Origin of the sequence: Streptomyces sp. NBC_00654 (assembly GCF_026341775.1) — a bacterium.
Classification (GTDB): Bacteria; Actinomycetota; Actinomycetes; order Streptomycetales; family Streptomycetaceae; genus Streptomyces.
In genome coordinates this window covers 527,368-546,243 of sequence record NZ_JAPEOB010000001.1, presented here as the reverse complement: position 1 = coordinate 546,243, position 18,876 = coordinate 527,368, and the positions used below count along the sequence as shown (strand labels likewise).

15 protein-coding genes are annotated in these 18,876 nt (G+C 71.6%); 7 read left to right on the top strand and 8 right to left on the bottom strand.

Going from position 1 to position 18,876, the window contains the following annotated elements:
* Positions 1-222 precede the first annotated feature (222 nt).
* Positions 223-2,241 (top strand): YncE family protein, encoded by a 2,019-nt coding sequence (locus OHA98_RS02465; protein WP_266922447.1) that lies wholly within the window; start codon positions 223-225, stop codon positions 2,239-2,241.
* Here the strand turns inward: OHA98_RS02465 and OHA98_RS02460 are convergent.
* Positions 2,231-3,787, bottom strand: a complete 1,557-nt coding sequence (locus OHA98_RS02460) for a helix-turn-helix domain-containing protein (protein ID WP_266927660.1) — start codon at positions 3,785-3,787, stop codon at positions 2,231-2,233. The genes OHA98_RS02465 and OHA98_RS02460 overlap by 11 nt on opposite strands.
* Positions 3,788-4,170: 383 nt before the next feature.
* Between OHA98_RS02460 and OHA98_RS02455 the strand changes: the two genes are divergently transcribed.
* A complete protein-coding gene (locus OHA98_RS02455) occupies positions 4,171-4,707 on the top strand; it encodes a nucleotidyltransferase domain-containing protein (RefSeq protein ID WP_266922446.1) in 537 nt (178 codons plus the stop codon).
* Between the two features lie 21 nt (positions 4,708-4,728).
* Here the strand turns inward: OHA98_RS02455 and OHA98_RS02450 are convergent, their stop codons facing one another.
* The 5 genes from OHA98_RS02450 to OHA98_RS02430 form a co-directional block, all read right to left on the bottom strand.
* Entirely contained in the window at positions 4,729-5,217 is a 489-nt protein-coding gene (locus OHA98_RS02450) for a hypothetical protein (RefSeq protein WP_266922445.1), read from the bottom strand.
* Between the two features lie 2 nt (positions 5,218-5,219).
* Positions 5,220-8,795 (bottom strand): CHAT domain-containing tetratricopeptide repeat protein, encoded by a 3,576-nt coding sequence (locus OHA98_RS02445; protein WP_266922444.1) that lies wholly within the window; start codon positions 8,793-8,795, stop codon positions 5,220-5,222.
* Positions 8,792-9,988, bottom strand: coding sequence for a hypothetical protein (locus OHA98_RS02440; protein ID WP_266922443.1), 1,197 nt, complete (start codon positions 9,986-9,988; stop codon positions 8,792-8,794). The genes OHA98_RS02445 and OHA98_RS02440 overlap by 4 nt, the downstream gene beginning before the upstream one ends.
* 276 nt (positions 9,989-10,264) lie before the next feature.
* Entirely contained in the window at positions 10,265-11,152 is an 888-nt protein-coding gene (locus tag OHA98_RS02435; RefSeq protein ID WP_266922442.1) for a glycoside hydrolase family 19 protein, read from the bottom strand.
* A gap of 311 nt (positions 11,153-11,463) precedes the next feature.
* Positions 11,464-12,387, bottom strand: a complete 924-nt coding sequence (locus OHA98_RS02430; RefSeq protein ID WP_266927659.1) for a glycoside hydrolase family 19 protein — start codon at positions 12,385-12,387, stop codon at positions 11,464-11,466.
* A 196-nt stretch (positions 12,388-12,583) separates the two neighbouring features.
* Here OHA98_RS02430 and OHA98_RS02425 point away from each other — a divergent pair, with 196 nt between their 5' ends.
* Positions 12,584-12,712, top strand: a complete 129-nt coding sequence (locus OHA98_RS02425; RefSeq protein ID WP_266922441.1) for a hypothetical protein — start codon at positions 12,584-12,586, stop codon at positions 12,710-12,712.
* An 83-nt stretch (positions 12,713-12,795) separates the two neighbouring features.
* Here OHA98_RS02425 and OHA98_RS02420 read toward each other — a convergent pair whose 3' ends face one another.
* Positions 12,796-14,079: an adenylosuccinate synthase gene (locus tag OHA98_RS02420; RefSeq protein ID WP_266922440.1), complete on the bottom strand. Its 1,284-nt coding sequence runs from the start codon at positions 14,077-14,079 to the stop codon at positions 12,796-12,798.
* A 186-nt stretch (positions 14,080-14,265) separates the two neighbouring features.
* Between OHA98_RS02420 and OHA98_RS02415 the strand changes: the two genes are divergently transcribed.
* Together OHA98_RS02415 and OHA98_RS02410 are read left to right on the top strand one after the other, a co-directional pair.
* Complete coding sequence (locus tag OHA98_RS02415) at positions 14,266-15,171, top strand: diacylglycerol kinase (protein ID WP_266922439.1); 906 nt, start codon at positions 14,266-14,268, stop codon at positions 15,169-15,171.
* Between the two features lie 149 nt (positions 15,172-15,320).
* The gene (locus OHA98_RS02410) at positions 15,321-15,593 is read left to right on the top strand and encodes a DUF1876 domain-containing protein (RefSeq protein WP_266922438.1); all 273 of its coding nucleotides are present in this window, start codon (positions 15,321-15,323) and stop codon (positions 15,591-15,593) included.
* A gap of 114 nt (positions 15,594-15,707) precedes the next feature.
* Here the strand turns inward: OHA98_RS02410 and OHA98_RS02405 are convergent, their stop codons facing one another.
* Positions 15,708-16,241: a GbsR/MarR family transcriptional regulator gene (locus OHA98_RS02405; RefSeq protein WP_266922437.1), complete on the bottom strand. Its 534-nt coding sequence runs from the start codon at positions 16,239-16,241 to the stop codon at positions 15,708-15,710.
* Positions 16,242-16,330: 89 nt separating this feature from the next.
* Between OHA98_RS02405 and OHA98_RS02400 the strand changes: the two genes are divergently transcribed.
* Both OHA98_RS02400 and OHA98_RS02395 read left to right on the top strand, forming a co-directional pair.
* Positions 16,331-17,242 (top strand): ABC transporter ATP-binding protein, encoded by a 912-nt coding sequence (locus OHA98_RS02400; RefSeq protein WP_266922436.1) that lies wholly within the window; start codon positions 16,331-16,333, stop codon positions 17,240-17,242.
* Entirely contained in the window at positions 17,239-18,864 is a 1,626-nt protein-coding gene (locus OHA98_RS02395; RefSeq protein ID WP_266922435.1) for an ABC transporter permease, read from the top strand. Before OHA98_RS02400 ends, OHA98_RS02395 begins: the two co-directional genes overlap by 4 nt.
* Positions 18,865-18,876 lie beyond the last annotated feature (12 nt).

Genomic DNA, 18,876 nt, shown 5'->3' with positions numbered 1-18,876 from the left:
ACACCCTCGACGCCCTCGACACCCGCGACACCCGCGACACCCGCGACACCGGCAACGGCCGCGACGGTACGACGGGGAGCGGGGGGACACCCTTCGCTCCCCTATCGTCACCATAATTGCGCCCTGGGTGTCATTGTCGTGCCATACCCTGCGATTCGGGCCGCACCCCTCTCTCATCTCCGGGTGCCACGCGGCCCGCTTACCGTGGGGGTATACGTCACTGTGCGTACGCGCAGAATCTCGACCGCGACAGCGCTCGCGGTCCTCTTCAGCTCCGTAGTACTGGTCGGCGGTGCGGCGAACCCGGCCGCCGCCGACTCCAGTGCGTCGCTGCCGATCACATCGAGCGGCGACATCGTGGTGGACGGCGTCCACCACCGGGTCTTCATCAGTGACCCGAAGTCGGGCAAGGTCGTCGCGACCGACTACAGCGGCAAGGTCGTCGGCACGATCTCCTCCCTGCCCGGCGTGCTCGGACTCGAACTGTCCAAGGACTCCGGCACCGTGTACGCGGCGGTGCCCGGCGACGGATCGATCGCCGCGATCGACACCGCCTCCCTCACCGAGAGCAAGCGGTACGCGCTCGGCAAGGGCATCGAGCCGAAGTATCCGGCTCTCGCGGGCGGCAAGCTCTGGTTCGGCTTCAACGCCCTGGACGTCGCCTACCGGGGCCAGATCGGTTCGATCGACCTGACTGTTCCGGAAGCCACCGTGACGCTTCCCGAGGGCGGGGGGAACAGCTGGTACTCGGCCCCGAGGCTGGCCTCCGACCCCGCCGCACCCAACGTGCTGGCCGCCGCCCAGGAGGGCAGCAGCTTCATCACGCTCGCGGTGTACGACGTGGCGGAGGGGACGCCCCAGCGCGTGGCCTACGGCCCCGACAGCTCCGGCGGCGAGTACCAGTCCTACCTGTCCGACTTCGACGTCACACCGGACGGCAAGCAGCTGCTGGTGACGGGCGGCGGGTCCCCGTACCAGGCGCAGGCGTACTCGACCTCGGACCTGTCCCGGGTGGGCGCGTACAACACCGGCAGTCACGGCGCGGCGGTGGCCGTCGCGCCGGACGGCATGGTGGCCGCCGGGACGACCCAGTCGTCCCCCGACGTCTTCGTCTACAAGCAGGGCGCCGCAAAGCCGCTGCGCACCTACGACATCCCGTACTCGACCGGCAGCATCACGGCGACCAACGACCTCCATGAGGCGGGTCTCGCCTGGGCGCCGGACCGCAGCCGGGTCTTCGCCGTCACGACCAACGTGTACAGCGACGTCTACGCCCTGCGGGTGCTGACCGACCCGACCAAGTCGGCGGTGAGCCTCACGGTGAACGCGCCGTCCAAGGCGACCCGCGCCAAGAAGCTCACGGTGACCGGCAAGGCCGCGTCCGGGGCGGCGTTCCCGGCGGGCACCAAGGTCTCCGTCGTGCGCACCGACGTCGACTCACCGAAGGGCAAGTCGCTCGGCTCGGTGTCTCTGGCGTCGAACGGCACGTTCTCGTTCACCGACACCCCGCCCGCCGGCGGCACGGTGACGTACCGGGTCGCCTACGCGGGCGACGCGACGCACTCCGCCGCCTCCGGGGCCGACTCGGTCGCCGTCTCCCGCGCCGCGACCTCGCTGACGCTGAACCGGAACAAGGACGTCTACTCGTACGGCAAGGACGTCTCGTTCACGGCGCACCTCGGCAAGACGTACAAGAACCGCGTCGTCGAGCTGTGGGTGGACCCCTTCGGCTCGGACAAGCCGAAGAAGCTGGCCAAGAAGGGCAAGGTCAACTCCAAGGGGAACCTGTCCGTCACGGTCGACATGAAGCGCGACACGACGGTCACCGCCGTGTTCGCCGGGGATGCCCGGAGCGCGTCGAAGTCGGTCAGGTCGACCGCGTACGCGAAGGTGAAGGTCTCGACCTCCCTCTCCAAGCAGTACAAGACGGCGAAGATCGGCAAGACGTCGTACGCGTACTTCCACAAGAAGAAGAACCCGGTCTTCACGAACACCATGAGCTACTACAAGGGCCGCTCGCACAAGCTGTCCCTGGAGCTCTACTACCAGGGCAAGTGGTACGACGCGGGCCAGCAGTACTTCAAGCTGGGCACCAACGGGAAGTCGATCGTGACGCTCACCGGTACCCACGAGACCGGCTACAAGATGCGGGTACGCGCCTCGTACGTGAACGGTTCCTCGGGTGACAGCGTGAACTCGACGACCCACGGCGCCTGGAAGTACTTCATCTTCACGAAGTAGCGGCCTCCGGCGCCGGTTCGAGCTCCAGTGCCCTGAACGCCAGCCACAGGTCGTAGCGGGCGCTCGGGGCCTGGAGCAGCGAGCGCCGGAGCACGGTTTCGAGCCGGGCCAGGCGTTTGCGGGCCCCGGGTACGGAGATGCCGAGCGCGGCGGCGGTCGGGCCGAGCTGGGCCTCGCGGTCCAGCCAGGTGCGCAGGGTGGCACGGGCGGTGTCCGGGGCGGGTGTGTCCACCGTGTCCAGGGGGCGCAGTTGCTGGGTTGCCCAGGCGCGGACGGCGGGGCGGCGCAGGATCTCTTCGAGGTCGTGCGCCGCCTCTGCCGTTCCCGCTGTTCCTGTCGCCCCTGTTGTTCCTTTTGTTCCTGTCGTTCCCGCCGTTTCTGCTGTTTCCCCGCCCGGCGCCGTCCCGGCGGCCGCCCGGTGGGGGGCCGGGGTGGCCCGGATGCGGAGGGCCAGGTCCAGGGCGGCCTGGTCGGCGAGGGTGCCCAGGTCGAGGCCGAGCAGTTCGCCGATGAGCTTGAGCCGGGCGGCCAGGGTGTTGCGGTGGACCTTCAGGTGCTCCGTGGCGTGGGTCGAGAAGGACAGCCAGGACGCGGCGGTGGCCGCCAGTTCCTGGCTTCCCGGGTCCTGCGAGCGGCGTGGCAGGTGGTGCAGGAGCGGGGCGAGCAAGGCGTCGGCCCACAGCGCGCCGGCCCGGCCGACGACGAGTGCCGGTTCCGGCGAGGCCCCGAACCTGGCGTGCCGGCCGGGGAGCCCACGGGCGACGGCGAGGGCGTGGAAGGCCTGGCGGTATCCGGTCGCGGTGTCCGGGAGCGGCAGCTGTTCGCTGACACCCACGACGCAGTCGGCCACGAGAGCGGCGACGTTCTCGTCGAGCGGTTCGTCCCCCTTCCCTCCCGCGGGCATGACGAGGATGAGGTGGCTGGCGTAGACGGGACACCGCACGATCCAGGAGCGGCCGCCGTCCGCCTCCGCGCAGACCCGCGCCACCTCGTCGCGCTGCCCGCCCGCACACTCCACGACGCACACCCGCACCGGGTCGGGGAGCCTGGGGCGCAGCGCGCCGGCCACCTGGTGGGCGATGGACAGCTGGCCCGTCATCAGCAGGTGCAGCACCGCCTCCCGGCCCCGCGACTCCGCGAGGTCGACCCGGCGCCGCTTGCGTTCGACCGTCTCGGCCCGCCAGCACAGGGCCACCGGCGCCAGCGCGTCGGCCAGCAGGGCGGTGAGCCCGGCGGGCACGGGCCGGGGGACGACGACGGCCAGCGCCGGGGCGGGCGGTGCGTCGAGCGGGAACAGCAGCGCGGTGTGCGTGGCCGAATCGAGGGAGTGCGCCTGGGCGCCGCGTGCCGTCAGGGCCCGTGCGCCCTCGGCCGCCAGCTCGGCGGCGTCGGGGGCGTCGGGGGCCGGGAGGTGCGGGGCCGGGGCGGCGGATGCCGCGTGCAGTACGGTGCCGTCGCCGTCGACGAGACCGGCCCAGCCGCCCGCGCGTCCCGACAGCCAGCGCAGCAGCTCGGGCGTGCCGCCGGTGCGCACCAGCCGGTGCATCCGCAGTACGTCGTCGGCCCGTTCCCGCGCGCGCAACAGGGTCCTCTTCTCGCTGATCGTCCCGATTCCGGTGGTGCCGCTCGGTTCGCCGCGCCCGGCCCGCGAGCTCGCGACTGGCCGGAAACCATCCGTTCGGCCTGAAACCGGAGTGCAGCGTACCGGTTTGATTGTGCGGACTGATACCCCCGCCGCGCCACACAGGGCGAAATGAACCTGCCGCTCCACCGCCCGACGCCCTAAGGTCCGAACGTGTTCCGGCACGTCGGCGACGACGGGGGACATCGGGAGTCGTCGGGGGACGACGGGGGACGGGGCCGGAACGCACGGGGAGCGCGGCGGCAGCGGCTCACGGGGGTGGTCGCTGTCGTCGGTTTCCTGTGATCATGAGCATCATGATGAGCGCCGAAGACGTGCTGGACATCCTCGACCTTCTCGGCAACGCCGGGGTGGACGTGTGGCTCGACGGGGGCTGGGGCGTGGACGCCCTGCTCGGCAGGCAGACCCGCGCACACGACGATCTCGACATCGTGGTCCGGCACTCCGACCGGGACCGGTACACCGACGTCATGGCGAACGCCTCCTTCACGCTCTGGCACGACGGCGGCCCCTTCAACTGGGTGCTGAGCGACACGGCGGACCGGCGGGTCGACGTCCACCTCGTGGACCTCTCCACGACCCTTCCCGACGAACGGGGCAACCTCGTCCACGGCCCCAACGGCCTTGCCTATCCCGTGGGTTCCCTCGACGGAAGCGGTACGGTCCTGGGCCGGACGGTGGCCTGCGGGACCGCCGAGTTCCAGGTGCAGTCGCACACCGGCTACGCCATCGACGACAACGACATCCGCGATGTGCTGGCACTGCACCGGCGCTTCGGCATGCCGCTGCCGCCGCCGTACGCCGACCTGGCCGCCGGGGCCTGACCGCGGTCCGGAAGCCGGTCGTCAGGGCTGGCGCTGCTGGATGAATTCCAGGACGGCGCGGGCCAGCGACTGGAGGACCCGGTCGGAGGCCGGCTTCTGTTCCACCTCGAAGGAGACCGTGTTCCTGCCGTCCTTCCGCTTGAACGAGACACCGACCCGGAGCCGGAGCCAGCCGACCACCGCGCCCAGCACGATCAGGTCGTCGGTCAGATTCTCCAGCGCCATCTGGTCGTCGGCGGGCGGATCGGCGAGGACGGGACCGACCAGATCGGCGCTGCGCTCGTCCTCCGCGAGCGCGGAGAGGACCCGGCGCGCGGTCTCCGGTGACGCCAGTTCCCTGCGCGTGGGGCCCAGTTCACCGGCCGCCGCACAGACCGCCTCCAGCACGTCCCACGCCTCGAACTGATCCCGGGGACCGTCCGGATGCCGTGCCGCCAGGGCGTACGAGATCTCTTCGAGCGCCAGGACCACGGCACGGTCGTCCAGAGTGTCGAGGTCAGCTTCCCTCATGGTCATCTCCAGTCTCCCAGCGGGACGAAGCCCGCCCAGTGGTACGGATGCGAAAGATACGGCCGCTCGGTGTCGGTCAGAAAGCTCTGCTGCGCCCGCCACATGGCCTTCCAGACCGGCAGCCCCGCCATGCGGTTGCGGATGAACAGGTCCAGCAGCTCCGCCGAACTGCGGCTGTACACACGCCAGACGGGAGCCACCACCGTCCTGGTTCCCTCGCGGAACAGGGACCGGGTCAGCCCCGTGAAGTCCTCGCCCCGGTGGGCGGGGGCCTGCCAGCCCGCCGAACAGGCCCGCAGGACCACCGTGCCCGGCAGGCCGCGCGGCGTGGTGAGTTCACGGGCCCGCAGCAGGAAGGGCAGGGCGTCCGGGGAACCGGTGGACAGGTCCCGGCTCGGGCGCCTCCGGCCGTCGGAGAGGATCAGCGCCGCGTCCCGGGGGTCGCTGCCCCCGGCGTACCCGTGGCAGGCGACGTACGCCAGGTCGCACTCCTCGAACGCGCTCAGCACCGCGTGGGGTGTCGCCGCGAGCCCGGACAGCTCGGTCACCTGCCAGCCGTCCGCCCCGGGCAGCCGGTACGACTCGAAGTCCGTGTCGCCCGAGGCCGCCAGGTCCTCGTCCGCCGCCACGTTCACGCACAGGGCGCGTCCGCGCGGTACGGGCCCGGCGCCGAGCAGGTACTCCAGGGCCGAGACGCTGGGGGCGTACACCGTGGCCGCGCGCTCCCCGACGTACGCCCCGTCCGCCAGCCGGAGCGCGGTGAGCGGAAGAACGGCGAGCGGACCGTGCGGCGCCGCACAGATCAGCTCCCGGTCACCCAGCGCGTCCTGGAACGGCAGCAGCAACGCGGACAGCTCCTCCAGGGGCAGCGGCACCGGGCGGCGGGGCCGGATGGGCGGAATGCTGGGGAACACGGACCCGTCCCCGTCCACCAGCCGCCTCACGGCCTCCACCCTCGTGTGCAGCTCCGCCCGGCCCAGCGCGATGCGGTAGGTGCGCAGCCGGAGTTCGCCCGAGGCGATGACGAAGCAGAACGTCTCGCGGTGCCCCACGAAGTACGAGACGAGGAGCATCCCCTCGTCCGGTGCGTGCCGCTCCACCAGCCGGGCGGCGTCCCGCACATCGGCGCCGAGGGCGCGGCGCAGCCGCTCGTACCCCGGGGCGACCCTGCCGATGGACGCGCTGATGCTGTCGAGCCGCTGCTGGAACGACGTCACGTACGAGGCACCGACGCGGGCCGTCGGCGCCCCGCTCTCCAGACCCGCCAGAATCCGGCGCACGGTCAGGAGCAGTCCGGCCTCCTCCGCCAGCACCTCCCGGGACACCCCCAGGGGCGGCGGCAGCGGATGGAGGGCCAGCCCCTCGACCACGGAACGGGACTTCCCCTCCTCGTGCAGGACGAACGCGAGCTGTTCGGCCGTGCCGCCGTCCGGCAGGCTCAGCCGCTCCCCCCGGTCCAGGAGCAGCCCGATCAGTTCCTCGTACACGGGCAGTGCCTGGCCCGCCAGCTCGTCGCTGGACATCCGGACCGGACCGAAGACACCGCGTTTCCCCAGCAGTTCACGGCAGGTCCACAGTTCGTCGAACGCTTCCTGGTCATGGCCGGGGAGCCCGGCGAGCAGCCGGGCCAGCGGGAGCCTGACCCACATGCTGTCCTCGGAGCGGCCCTGCCTCTCCTCATGGGCCAGGACGGTGCGCAGCAGGGCCACCTCACCTTCGGCGCCCTCGCTGTCCGCCACCACCCCGGCGGCCCGGACCGCCAGTTCCTTCAGGGCGCTCCAGGCGTCGCGCTCGACGGCCCCCTCGATGCCGGACCGCAGTTCGCGCGCCAGCTCCCGGCGTTCCCCGTCGTCCTCGGAGACCTGCCACAGCCGCTCCATGACCCGCATCCGGAGCGGCGGGACACCGTCGACGGCATCGAGCCTGTCGAGCCGTTCACGGATGCGGGCGCAGCCGGTGGTGACCACGTCGGTGAGCCCGTCCCTCTCCTCGCCCTCGGGAAGCACGAGGAGAAGACGCTCCGTGACATGGACGGCGGACCGCTCCCCTTCCCCGCTTCCCGGGCCTCCCGTGGCTGCGACGCTTCCCGGGCCTCCCGTACCTGCGGCGCTTCCCGGTTCGAAGAGCAGCGCGTCCCGGTAGTAGCCCGCGGCCTCCTCCGGGCGGTCGTCCTCGCGGGCGAGATCGCCCAGCGCCACGAAGACGTTCCCCACGCCGGGCCAGAAGGGGCCGGGCGTCATTCCGGCGAACAGACTCAGCAGCAACTGCCGCGCGGCCTCGGCGAACCGGCCCTGCCGGATGTGGACCCGGCCCAGCTCGTGCCGCAGCGGGGCGAGGAAGCGGGAGTCCGTCCGTTCACCGGTGAGGACGGACTCCTCCACCAGCTCCGCGGCCTCCCGGCCCCTGCCCCGCTCCTCCAGGCACCCGGCGAGCTCCAGCACCGTCTCGTACCAGACCGCCTCCTGCGACGGATGCGCCCGGTCGACGGCTTCGAGAATCCGGCGGTAGACATCGGTGGCCGCCCCGAGCGCACCCGCCTCCCGCCAGACCCGGGCGTGCAGAGCCAGGATGGCGACCGGGGTGTGCAGCGGAACGCCGGCGGGGGCGTCGGGCAGGGCCTGCGCCGCGTCGAGCTGCCGGAGCGCCTCGCGGTAGCGGTGCACCCCGGCCAGGGCACCGGCGCATTCGACCCGGAGCGCCTTCTCATGGGGCCGGTCCACGGTGCCGTCGGCCTCCACCGCGGCGACCGCGTCGACGTACACCTGTGCCGCGGCCACCGCGTCACCCATCTCGGCCAGGACGGCGGCCAGCCCCAGATACGCGTTCGTGAGGGAGCCGGAATCCCCGGCGGCACGCTGCTCCGCCACGGCCCGCGAGGCATGGAACAGCGCCCTTCGGTACCGCCCCCGGGCGCGCAGGTGCGTCGCCCAGTCGGACCGGGCGGTGACACGTCCCGCTCCGTCCTCGGCCAGCAGGGCGAGGGCGCCCATCACATGGGCGTAGGTGTTCCGCGCCTCGGTGTCGTCGCCGATGAGGTGGAGCACGGCCCGCACCGGGGAGGGCGGCAGCAGGTGCCGGTGGCGGCGCAGCAGCGTATGGGCGGTGAGCGGGCTGTCGGCGGCGTGGGCCATCCGTATCAGCGTCCGGAAGTCCTGGGGCTCCGCCGGCAGGCTCCTCTCCCGGGCTTCGTCCCGGCCTTCCCGGGCTTCCTCCCGGCCCTCCTCCCGGGCTTTCCGCCGGTCGTTCCGCCGGCCCTGCCCGAATCCGCGCCACCGGCCTCCAGGGCGGCCCTGCTCGGGGACCGGGACCGGCTCCGGCTCCGGCTCCGGCTCCGGGTGTTTGTCGCCGGAACCGCCGGGCACGTCCCGCGTGCAGAGCGTGGCGAGGAAGTCCCCCAGATCGGCGAAGACGGGCCGCCCGATGTCCCGGTGGATCTCCGACATCGACCTCAACGACGCGGCCAGATCGAGCCGTTGCGACTCCGGAACCTGGTCGATGGCCGCCAGGACCTCGTCGAAGGTGGGCATGTGCAGCATGCGCAGCGCGACGCTCATCATCGCGCCGCCCCGGTCCCTCATGAGCCTCCCCCGCCGGTCCTCGTCAGCAGCTCCGCGGCGACCGCGCGCTCCCCCTCGTCCTCGCACAGCTCCAGCGCCCGTTCCGCGTGGGCGCGGGTCTCGTCCGCCACGCCGCCCTTCCCGAATTCGAGGGCCAGGACCAGATGGTCCTGGCCGGACAGGAACGAGCCGCTCAGCGAGGCCCTCGACAGCCCCCGGGCACTGTCGAGCCGGCCGGAGTCCACCGAGGCCCGGATCCAGGCCACCAGATACGGGGCCGGGTGGTCGGAGGAGACGAAGCGCAGATGTATCCGCTCCACCGGGTTCTGGCCGCCCTGCTGGTCCTGGCAGATCTCGGTGTACAGTAGCGAGGCCTCGAACTCGGCCTCCGACTGCTTGAAGTACCGGTCGGCCATGGACGGCTGACGGGCCTCGCGGGCCACGCGTGATCCGGGCATGACCCGGTTGAGCTCGGCCAGCACCCGGTCCCGCTCGGCGACCGGCCCCCCGGCCATCCGGGCGGTCGCGAGGTGTTCGAGCACCTGCGCGCCCGGATGCGCCGCCAGGGCTTCGTCCAGCACCGACGCCGCCTCGTGGTACGGCTGTGCGGCGTCGAGGCTCCGGCCCAGTTCCATGAGGGCCGTGGCCAGCGCCATGAACACCTCCACGACGGGCGTTCCCTCACCCTTCTCGAAGACCTCCGCGAAGGCGGCGATCCGCAGGCGCAGGAAGTCCCGTTCCACTTCCTGCCGTTCGATCAGTCCCATGAGCGACCGCAGCCGCCGGGCGGCCTCGTGCTCCTCCCCGCTCCCGGCCGGATAGGGCCGGGCCGGACGGGCTCCGCCGTCGTCCGGGCCGGACACCGTGGGGGCCAGCGTCCGCGACAGGGCCCAGGCGGCCGGCTCGGGCCGTCCCGCGCGGGCCAGCGCGGTCGCCAGGTCGACCCAGGCCGCGCACTCGTCGGGGTTCTCGCCGGTTGCCTGCATCAGCGTGTGAACCGCCCGGCAGGGCATGCCGCACAGCAGGGCCGCCACTCCGTGGGCGTGGCGGTGCGCCGGGCTCAGGCCGGCCTCGGACGCCAGCAGTTCCATGCCGCGCATCCGGTCGGGCCCCGGGCTCAGGCCGATGCCGTGGACCGTCGTGAGGCTGCGCCGGGGCAGGGCCGCCGTGGAGAACGGGAACGACCACTCCCGTGCCGAAGAAGCCACATCCATACGCCGTCCCCCGAGGCTGGTCGAAAATCCATGATGGTCAGGCCCCGCCGCACCGCACAAGAGGCGCACTCGGCCCGAGCGCCCACCCCCCGAGCGCCCCTCCGGCGTACGGAACCTCCGGCGTACGGAACCTCCGGCGTACGGAACCCTCCGGCGTAGGGCCCTTCGACGTACAGCGAGTACAGGCCCTTCGGCGTACGGGGGCGGAACGCCGAAGCGGGGGGTGCATCCGGCCGGAGCCGGACGCACCCCCCGCCCGGGTGGGGGACCGTGGAGTCAGCAGCTCAGGTTCGAACCGGTGGTCGTGCCGAGGATCTGGGTGAAGGCCGTGTACTTGTCGATGCGGCTCTGGACCTGGCCGGGGTTGCCGCCGTTGCACTCCAGGCTGCCGTTGATCGAGCGGATCGTCTCGCCGAAACCGGCGCCGTTGACCATGGCGTTGTGGGGCGTCATGGTGCCGGGGCCGTTCTGCGTGTTCCAGTACCAGAGGCCGGTCTTCCAGGCCACGGAAGCGTTCTGCTCCACCAGGTACGGGTTGCCGAGCAGGTCGATGCCGAGGGCGTCACCCGCCGCCTTGTAGTTGAAGTTCCAGCTGAGCTGGATGGGACCACGGCCGTAGTAGGCGGCCTGTCCCGCCGGGCAGCCGTAGGGCTGGGTCGCGTCGCAGTAGTGCGGGTAGTTGGACTGGTTCTGCTCGACGATGTGCACCAGACCACCGGTCTCGTGGCTGACGTTGGCGAGGAACGCCGCCGCCTCCTGGCGCTTGACCGTGTCGCTGCCGGTGTTGGCGAAGGCCGGGTAGGCGCTCAGCGCGGCGGTCAGACCGCTGTAGGTGTAGAACGAATTCCGGTTCGGGAACATCTGGTTGAACTGCGCCTCGCTGACGACGAAGCCCGAGGGGTTGGGCTCACCCGGGTCCGTACCGCCGCCGCAGGCGCCCTTGTCCGCCCAGACGTCCGAGGTGCCCGGAGTCTCGTTCTGGGTCCACCACTTGGCGGACCAGTTGTGCCCGTTGTACGAGGCGGACCCGCCGCCCGTGTACACGGACGAGGAGTTCCAGGCCGGGGCGCAGTCGGCCGCCACGGCCGTGGAGGCGGGGAGAACGACGATCGTCGCGACGATCGCGCCGAGTGCGGCCAGAAGACTCATGACGCGTTTGACCACGTGAACACTCCTTAGGGCGCGGCGCCACGTCCGACTGTGAAACGCCGCCATGGGGGTGCCCGTCACTCAAGCGACATGGTCTGGACCTGTCAAGGTCTAGACCATGTCGAACACATCTGCGGATCCGAGGTCCACGCGCGCGCGGCGGACACCCCGACGTCCGGACCGTACGGCTGGAAGCGCTCTCAACAGCGGGAATTCCGGAGGTGGTCGGTCCGGATCAACAGGTCGCGGCCCCGGAGGAACCGGCGGACCCGGGGAGAAAACCTTCGGGCCCGTCCAGCATGTGGACGGGCCCGTCCGGGCGCGGCTCAGCAGGTGAGCCCAGCCCCCGGGGCCGTACCGATGATCCCGGTGACGCGCTCGTACGCGGCGACCCGCGCTGCCACCGATTCGGGGTTGCCGCCGTCGCACTCCAGCGCGCCGTTGAGCGAGCGGATGGTCTCACCGAAGCCCGCGCCGCTGACCATGGCCTCGTGGGAGGTCATGGTGCCGGGGCCGTTCTGGGTGTTCCAGTACCAGAGGGCGGTCTGCCAGGCGACCGACGGGTCCTGCTCGACGAGCCACGGGTTGTTCAGCAGATCGAGGCCCAACGCGTCCCCGGCGGCCTTGTAGTTGAAGTTCCAGCTGAACATGATCGGGCCGCGCCCGTAGTACGCCTTCTGGCCCGCCGGGCAGCCATAGGGCCGGCTGTAGTCGCACTTGCGCCAGTAGTTGGCCTCGTTGATCTCCTTCACGTACTTCAGTCCGACCGACTCGAAGTCCGCGTGCGTCAGGAAGGCCGCGGCCTCGCGGGCGCGCGTCGCGGGAGTCCCGGTGTTCGCGAAGCGCGGGTAGGCGTGCAGGGCGTCGATCAGACCCTGGTACGTGTAGAAGGAGGCGCGGTCCGGGAAGATCTCGTCGAACTGCGCCTCACTGATCACGAAGTCCGAGACCCCGCCCGTACAGGCACCGAGGTCGGACCAGACGGAGGTGGCCCCCGGATTCTCGTTCCGCGTCCACCACTTGGCGCTCCAGTTGCGCCCGTGGTGCGAGACGGTGCCACCGGCCGTGTAGGCGGTGGAGGAACTCCACAGCGGCGCGCACGGCTCCGTGGCACCGGAGGGTGCGGCGGCAGCGGAAGGCCGGGCGGTGACGGAAGGCCCGGCGGCCGGGGAGGCCGAGGCGCCGGGGGCGAGGACGGCCGTCGCGACAACGGCGCTCAGGACGGTCAGAAGGCTCTTGATGCGGTTCAGCGCTGCTCACTCCTTCGGCGCGGCGCGCCGAACGCCGCGACCGGCGGAGCCGACGGGCCGACTCGGCGTGCCGAACACTCAAGCCCTACTGGTCTGGACCTGTCAAGGTCTGGACCAGACAGGAGCATCCTGGCCACCGGCACCACTGGTCACGCTCCCCGGAGCCGCGAAACAGCCCCTGTGCGAGGATTCCCGAGTGGATCAGCTGACACATGACGACCCCTCACATATCGGCCCCTACCGACTGCTTGCCCGGCTCGGCGCGGACGGCATGGGCGAGGTGCATCCGGCATCCGCGCCCTCCTCCTGCCGGCGCGTCCGCTGACCCGCGGCGCACGGAAGGGCCCCCGGACCGGCGTACCGGTCCGGGGGCCCTTCCCCACACAGTGCTACGGGCGCCCGCTCCCCTTACAGGAACGAGTTGATCTCGATGGTCTCGGTGCGGCCGGGGCCGACACCGATCGCGGAGATCGGCGCGCCCGACATCTCCTCCAGTGCCTTCACGTACGCCCGCGCGTTCTTCGGCAGGTCGTCGAAGGTCTTGGCCTTGGTGATGTCCTCGGACCAGCCCGGCAGCATCTCGTAGATCGGCTTCGCGTGGTGGAAGTCGGTCTGGCTGTACGGGAGTTCCTCGACGCGCTTGCCGTCGATCTCGTACGCCACACAGACCGGGATCTGCTCCCAGCCGGTGAGCACGTCGAGCTTGGTGAGGAAGAAGTCGGTGAGGCCGTTGACCCGGGTCGCGTACCGCGCGATCGGGGCGTCGAACCAGCCGCAGCGACGGTCACGGCCGGTGGTCACACCGCGCTCGCCACCGATGCGCCGCAGCGCCTCGCCGTCCTCGTCGAGCAGCTCCGTGGGGAACGGACCGGCGCCGACGCGCGTCGTATAGGCCTTGAGGATGCCGATGACCCGGCTGATCTTCGTCGGGCCCACGCCGGAACCGGTGCAGGCACCGCCGGCGGTCGGGTTCGACGAGGTGACGAAGGGGTACGTGCCGTGGTCGACGTCGAGCAGGGTGCCCTGGCCGCCCTCGAACAGGACGACCTTGCCCTCGTCGATGGCGTCGTTCAGGATCAGCGTCGTGTCGGCGACGTAGGGCTTGATCTGCTCCGCGTACTGGAGCATCTCCTCGACGATCTTCCCGGCCTCGATCGCGCGCCGGTTGAAGACCTTGGCCAGGAGCTGGTTCTTCTGCTCCAGGGCCGCTTCGACCTTCTGCTCCAGGATCGACTCGTCGTAGAGGTCCTGGACACGGATGCCCACACGGTTGATCTTGTCGGCGTACGTCGGGCCGATGCCGCGGCCGGTCGTGCCGATCTTGCGCTTCCCGAGGAAGCGTTCCGTCACCTTGTCGAGCGTGACGTTGTACGGAGTGATCAAATGAGCGTTGCCGCTGATCAGAAGCTTGGACGTGTCGACGCCACGCTCGTTCAGACCGCTCAGCTCGGAGAGCAGGACCGCCGGGTCGACCACGACACCGTTACCGATGACCGGAGTACATCCCGGCGACAGGATTCCGGAGGGGAGGAGATGCAGTGCGTACTTCTGGTCGCCTACGACGACCGTGTGACCGGCGTTGTTGCCGCCTTGGTAACGCACCACATAGTCCACGGATCCACCGAGGAGGTCGGTGGCCTTCCCCTTGCCCTCGTCACCCCACTGAGCACCGAGCAGCACAAGTGCGGGCACAGGCGTACACCCCTTCCGGGCGGGGCATGTCCAAGGCCAGGGGGCGTACGTAAAGGTCGTACCTGCCGCACGACGATGTACGGCAAAGCCTGAGCCGTCGAACCGGGTGCCCCGGAATAGACGAAGCCCCTGGCGCAATAGCGCAAGGGGCTCTTGCACCAAGATGCTACCCGAGGAAGGACCGAGGTGTCGGCTGCAGAGCCCCCCGGCGACGGCGACCACCAGCTCCTGGTGCTCATCGACCCGGTTGCCCGCCGGACCGACGGCGAGTCCGTACGTATCGCCAAGGACGTGCTGAGCGCCGGCTCGCACGCCAAGATCTGCCTTCCGGACAGTCCGGAGGAGTTCGCGCGGGCCCTGGCCCGGCGGGGCAATCGCAGGCCGGTGGTCGTCGGCGACGATCACGCGCTGCTGCGCGCGGTGGCCCAGCTGCACCGCGAGCGGGAGCTGTCCGACGGCGCGCTGTCCCTCATCCCGGTCGGCGCCGCGCATGCGCTGGAGCTGGCGTATGCGCTCGGCGTGCCCCGGGGCGCGGTGGCGGCCGCGAGGACGGCCCTCGACGGGGCCGTACGGAAGCTGGACCTGCTGGTGGACGACAGCGACGGCGTGGTCCTGGGCCATCTGCGCATCCCCGGCCCGCCCCCGGCTCCCGGCACCGGCGCGGACCACGCCGATCCGGACCCGGGCGAGCCGCACACGGGCGTCACGGCGGTCTGGGACACCTGCCGCTCGCTGGTCGCGTCCCTCGTCCGCCCGGCGCCGCCCGGCCATGCCGCGCCGCCGCGCAGGCACCGGCTGCGCGTCGAGGCCGACGGGGTCCTGCTCAATGACCTGGACCGGCCGGTCGAGTGCGTCTCGGTGGCCGCCCGGGGCGACGGCGGCCTCGCCGGTGTGGTGGTGCACACCTCGTCGGGCGAGAAGGTCACGGCGGAGGCGTTGTCCGTCACGGTCTCCGGCGCGGACTTCCGCTACCGGGCGGACATACAGGTCGGCGGCCCGGTGCGGACCCGGACCTGGACGGTGCGGGCGGGGGCGTGGGGGCTGATGCTGCCGTGCCCGGCGAGCGCGGACGGGGCAACGGGCGCACTCTGAGAGAGAGGCCGGGGGCTTTGGGGGCTGCGGGGGACCCTGGGGACCGTGGGGCCCTCAGGTTTCCGAGTTACTGAGGTTTCGGGGTTCCGAGGTTCCGAGTCACCGAGGTTCCGCGTTGCTGAGGTTCTGAGGTTTCGGAGGTGACCGTCATGACCCGGACCGCTGTGGGCTGGCACATCGAGCTGGAATTCGAGGAAGACACCCACCGCACCCGTGCGGCGGCCATGGTGAGGCTCTCCGACGGTACGGAGATGCGGGCGCACGGCTACGCCAGCCGCCACCCCTCCGACTCCGACCAGCAGAGGGTCGGCGAGGAGATCGCGGGCGCGCGGGCGCTCAACGAACTGGCGATGAGGCTGCTGACCAAGGCGCACGAGGAGATCGACGAGGCGTCCGGCAGGACGTCGCACCCGCTGGTGTAGGGCACCGCGTACAGGGCATCGCCTACAGGGCGTCGCGGACAAGGCACCGCGCACAAGGCGCCGCGTACAGGGCGCCGCGTACAGGGCGCCGCGCCCGCCGGCGCGGGGAAGCCTTCAGCGCTTCACCGCGTCCGGCGTGAGGCCCAGCGTCTCGCGGTGGGCCTTCCAACGGTCCAGCATCCCCACCAACTCCGCCTGGACGAACTCGAAGAACGCCGCCGTCTCCGCGAGCCGGGCCCCTGCCGGTGAATCCACGCCCAGCGTGCGGGCGCCCTCCCGGAGGGTGTCCTCCCAGCGCGTGAGCACTCGGTCCCGGCTGGCGAACGCGGTGTACCAGACCTCGTTCTGCAGGCGGTAGCGGTCCCGGCGCGAGCCCGGCTCGCGCTCGCGGCTGACCATGCTGACCTGAGTGAGATAGCTGACCGCACCGGACACCGCGGCCGGGGAGATCTGGAGCGCGAGGGCCAGCTCGGCCGAGGTCATCGAGGCGTCGTCGTCGACGAGGAGCGCCGCGAAGACGCGGGAAGCCATGCGCTGCATGCCTGCGTCGGTCATGTCCGCGGCGAACCGCTCGACGAACCGCGACACGGCCTCCATGTCCCGCCCGTCCTGCTCGTCGCGCGTGTCCGCGCCGTTGTCGCTGCTCATCGCCCCATCGTCTCCCCTGGCCGGTCCTGCCTCAATTTTATACGCTTCCTTAACTTCACAAGTTTGTGAAAGTAGCGTACGTTCAGAACATGACGAAGGCAATCACCGTGGCCGGACTGCACAAGTCGTTCGGGCGGACACACGCGCTGGACGGCCTCGACCTCACGGTCGAGACCGGTGAGGTTCACGGCTTCCTCGGGCCGAACGGCGCCGGGAAGTCCACCACCATCCGGGTCCTGCTCGGGCTGTTGCGGGCCGACTCGGGCGCCGCGCAGCTGCTGGGCGGGGACCCGTGGCACGACGCGGTAGCCCTGCACCGGCGCGTGGCGTACGTCCCCGGTGATGTCACCCTGTGGCGCAACCTCTCCGGCGGTGAGGTCATAGACCTCTACGGGCGGCTGCGCGGCGGCCTGGACCGCTCCCGCCGCGCCGATCTGGTCGAGCGGTTCGAGCTGGACCCGACGAAGAAGGGGCGTACGTACTCCAAGGGCAACCGGCAGAAGGTCGCCCTGGTCGCCGCGTTCGCCTCCGATGTCGACCTGCTGATCCTGGACGAGCCGACCAGCGGGCTCGACCCGCTCATGGAGGAGGTCTTCCAGAGCTGTGTCGAGGAGGAGCGGGAGCGCGGGCGGACCGTGCTGCTCTCCAGCCACATCCTCAGCGAGGTCGAGGCGCTCTGCGACCGGATCAGCATCATCCGGCAGGGCCGGACGGTGGAGACGGGTTCGCTGGCGGACATGCGCCACCTGACCCGTACGAGCATCACCGCCGAGCTGTCCGGCGCGCCCGACGGGCTCGCCCACCTGCCCGGGGTGCACGATCTGAACGTCCGGGGCAGCCGGGTCACGCTCCAGGTGGACACGGACAAGCTGGACGCGGTGCTCGTCTCGCTCACCGCCTCCGGGGTCCGCTCACTGACCAGCACCCCGCCCACGCTGGAGGAGCTGTTCCTGCGGCATTACGCGGCGGACGAGGCGCCCGAGGGGGTGACGGCGCGATGACCGCCCTCACGACCGTCCCCGCCGCCGTGCCGCGTCCGGCGCCCCGCCACGGCCCGCTCGCCGGGACCGGGGCCCTGCTGCGGCTCGCCCTGCGCCGCGACCGGCTGATGATGCCGGTCTGGGTGCTGGCGCTCGGAGCGTCCTTCTCCTCCGTGGCCACCTCCTTCTCCTCGCTGTACGGGACGGCCGCCCAGCGCGCCGAAATGGCCGCCTCGATGAGCGGCAACAGCTCGTTCCGCGCGCTGTACGGGCCGATCTTCGACGACTCGCTCGGCGGGCTCGTCACCTGGCGCATGGTCGGCTTCGGGGCCGCGCTGGCCGCCGTGATGAGCCTGATCATCGTGATCCGGCACACCCGTGAGGAGGAGGAGACCGGCCGCCAGGAGATGCTCTCCTCCGCCATGGTGGGGCGGCGCGCGCCGCTGACCGCCGCTCTGCTGGCCGCCGTGATCGCCAACGCCGCGCTGGCCCTGGTGATCGTCGGCGCGCTGGCGGGGGCGGGTGTGGGCGGCGCGGGTGCGGTGGCCCTGGCCCTGTCGGTGTCCGGCACCGGTGTGCTCTTCGCCTGCACGGCCGGCGTCGCCGCCCAGTTCACCGAGAGCGCGCGGCCGGCGAAGGGGCTCACGGCGGCGGCGATCGGGGCCGCGTTCGTCCTGAAGGCGGCCGGCGACTCGGCCACGGGCGACGGCTCCTCCGTGCTGACCTGGCTCTCCCCCATCGGCTGGGCGGAGAACGTCCGCGCCTACGCCGACGAGCGCTGGTGGGTCCTGCTGGTCCTGGCCGCTGCGATCGGGGCGCAGGCCGCCCTGGCGTACACGCTGGCGGGCCGGCGCGATGTGGGCATGAGCTTCCTGCCGACGCGCCCCGGTCCGGCCACCGGGCGGATCGCCACGGCGTCCGGTCTGGCACTGCGGCTCCAGCGCGGTTCGCTGGCCGGCTGGACACTCTCCTTCGCCGCGGTCGGCGTGATCTTCGGCGGGCTGACCGCCGGCGCGGCGGACCTGGTCGGCGACAACGAGAAGACGCGGCAGATCTTCGAGCGGATGGGCGGCCAGTCCGGGCTGACCGACGCCTTCCTGGCGGCGATGACCGGGATGCTCGGGATGGTGGCCGCGCTCTACATCGTCTCCTCGGTGCTCCGGCTGCACGGCGAGGAGAGCGCCCAGCGCGCCGAACCCGTTCTCGCGGGCGGCGTGGGACGTATCGCCTGGGCCGCCGGACACCTGGTCATCGCCTTCGGCGGGGCCGCGCTCATCATGGCGGTCGGAGGCCTCGGCCTGGCCCTCGGCTACGGCCACCGGCTGCCGGAGATCCTCGGCGCGGCCCTGGTCCAGCTGCCCGCGATCTGGCTGCTCGGCGGTCTCGCGGTCCTGCTCCACGGGGCCGCGCCGAAGCTGGCATCGGCCTCGTGGGGCGTCGCCGGGATCTGCCTGGCGATCGGCTGGATCGGCCCGGCGGTGGACCTGCCCCGGGCGGCGACGAACCTCTCCCCGTTCAGCCATCTGCCGAAGCTGCCGGGCGGGGAGATGGCCTGGACCCCGGTGCTGCTGCTGACCGCGGTCGCGGCGGCCGTGGTCGCGGCGGGGCTGGTGGCGCTGCGACGCCGCGACATAGTGACCTGACCCCGCTACCGA

Coding starts and splice junctions, on each gene's coding strand:
- OHA98_RS02460 (WP_266927660.1), bottom strand. CDS start 3,787: ATGCACCGGCTGGTGCGCACCGGCGGCACGCCCGAGCTGCTGCGCTGG.
- OHA98_RS02455 (WP_266922446.1), top strand. CDS start 4,171: ATGAGCATCATGATGAGCGCCGAAGACGTGCTGGACATCCTCGACCTT.
- OHA98_RS02450 (WP_266922445.1), bottom strand. CDS start 5,217: ATGAGGGAAGCTGACCTCGACACTCTGGACGACCGTGCCGTGGTCCTG.
- OHA98_RS02445 (WP_266922444.1), bottom strand. CDS start 8,795: ATGAGGGACCGGGGCGGCGCGATGATGAGCGTCGCGCTGCGCATGCTG.
- OHA98_RS02440 (WP_266922443.1), bottom strand. CDS start 9,988: ATGGATGTGGCTTCTTCGGCACGGGAGTGGTCGTTCCCGTTCTCCACG.
- OHA98_RS02410 (WP_266922438.1), top strand. CDS start 15,321: ATGACCCGGACCGCTGTGGGCTGGCACATCGAGCTGGAATTCGAGGAA.
- OHA98_RS02405 (WP_266922437.1), bottom strand. CDS start 16,241: ATGAGCAGCGACAACGGCGCGGACACGCGCGACGAGCAGGACGGGCGG.
- OHA98_RS02400 (WP_266922436.1), top strand. CDS start 16,331: ATGACGAAGGCAATCACCGTGGCCGGACTGCACAAGTCGTTCGGGCGG.
- OHA98_RS02395 (WP_266922435.1), top strand. CDS start 17,239: ATGACCGCCCTCACGACCGTCCCCGCCGCCGTGCCGCGTCCGGCGCCC.